The organism is Streptomyces sp. NPDC006365 (assembly GCF_042870755.1).
GTDB lineage: Bacteria > Actinomycetota > Actinomycetes > Streptomycetales > Streptomycetaceae > Streptomyces > Streptomyces xiangluensis.
Genome location: NZ_JBIAHS010000049.1, coordinates 1 through 1,663 on the forward strand (window position 1 = coordinate 1; position 1,663 = coordinate 1,663).

Below are 1,663 nucleotides of genomic sequence, written 5' to 3' on the forward strand. Positions count from 1 at the left end.
CTAGTCTCGATCTTTCGCGGGGTCCGCCGACGGAGTCGCTGGGCCCTTTCGCTTTCCGGAGCTGATGGTGGGCATGCCGGCGGCCCGGCTCTCGCGTCGGGGGGCGCCGGGTTCCACTGCCCGGGGCGGGTGATGCTGTCGCAGGGACGGTGGGTTGCTGGTCAGCCGGGGTCGGGCAGGAGCGCGAGCCGTTCAAGGGCTGCGGTGATCTCGCCGGTCCAGGGCCAGTGCCGGGCGAGGCGAAGGATCCTGCGCCGACCGGTGGTGACGAGCTGGCCGGCTGCGGAGAACAGGCGGAACCGCAGGCGACGCGGTTCCCAGAGCCTCGCCCGGCCGGTGAGGGCGAGCATGGGCATCCAGGCCAGCAGGTCGAGGGCGATCTGGACGATCTCCAGCCAGACCCGGTTCTGGGCGGTGTCGTGCAGGGGCAGGTTGCGCAGGCCGGTGGCCCGGGCGGCCCGGATCCGGTCCTCGGCCCGTGCCCGGAGCCGGTGACGGAGTTCGAGTTCGGCGATCGGTCGGCCGGTGGTGTTGGTCGCGAAGCACGTGATCCGCATGCCGTCCGCGTCCGTGATCCTCAACTGGGCGCCAGGATGGGGCCGTTCCTTTCGGACGATGAGCCGCATGCCCTTGGGCCAGCCGTCCAGGAGCTTGCCGGTGAGCTCGGCGATCCAGGCCCCGTCCCGGGCCTCACCGTCGGTCTCGACGGCCGGGGTCCAGGCTGAGGCGGGGACCTTCAGTACGTGTTCGTGGATCGCTTCGGTGACCGTCATGCCGACCGAGTAGGACAGCCATCGCCCTCGTTTCGCGAGCCAGAACACGAAGTCGTGGGTGCCGCCGGCGGAGTCGGTGCGGATCAGCGTCTGCCGTCCTCGCCGGTAGTGCTTGGGCAGCTGGGCGAGGGCGAGTTGGGCGGTGGTGATGTGGTCGGCGGCGGTGTTGGAGCCCGCGTTTCCCGGTCGCAGGAGGGTGGCGACGGGCTCTCCGGTTCCGCCCGGTCCGTGGTCGACGAAGGCCGTCAGGGGGTGATGGCCGTAGGTCTTCTTCCAGGTCGCGGCTGCGTCCTGCTTGTCGGAGTGCGCGATCACGAGGACGCCGTCGAGGTCGACGGTGACCTGTCCGTCGGCGTTCGGGGCTTTCTTGCCCGCCGACAACCAGACGCGGCCCCGGACTTCGGCGCGTGCGGACCGGATGGCCTGCAGGGCTTTCTCGCCGGAGGCGGCGAGGGTGTCGATCAGGCGGGAGACGGTCGGGTCGGAGGCGACCGGGCCGAAGACGGCCGGCTCACACCGCAGCATGGCGACGTCCGCGAGGCAGTCCCCACCCAGTGCGACCGCCAGGGCGACGTCCAGGAGGATCTTGCCGGGATCGTGGACGGCCCGCGGCTTCCGCCACGGAGCCAGAGCCTGGGATACGGCCTGGCCAAGGCCCGTCTTGCGGACCGTTTCTACGAGCAGGACCGACCCGGCCTGGGTGACGACCTGGCGGCCGTCGTCCTGGACGCGGACACGGGGGTAGGACCCGATAGGGTGCTTCACCTGGGAAGTGCCTCCGGCGGTGGCAGGAACAAGGACCTAGACAATCCTCATTCTTGCTGGTCAGAGGCACTTTCTGCTTTCCTGGCCGCCTGCCGGACAGCCCGCTTCATGAAAGCGCGAGGCTA

General features: G+C 70.3%; 1 protein-coding gene. It reads right to left on the minus strand.

Features of this window, described 5'->3' with window-relative positions:
- Positions 1 to 161: 161 nt before the first annotated feature.
- Positions 162 to 1,538, minus strand: coding sequence for an IS1380 family transposase (locus tag ACFYO0_RS46425; RefSeq protein WP_388688515.1), 1,377 nt, complete (start codon positions 1,536 to 1,538; stop codon positions 162 to 164).
- Positions 1,539 to 1,663 lie beyond the last annotated feature (125 nt).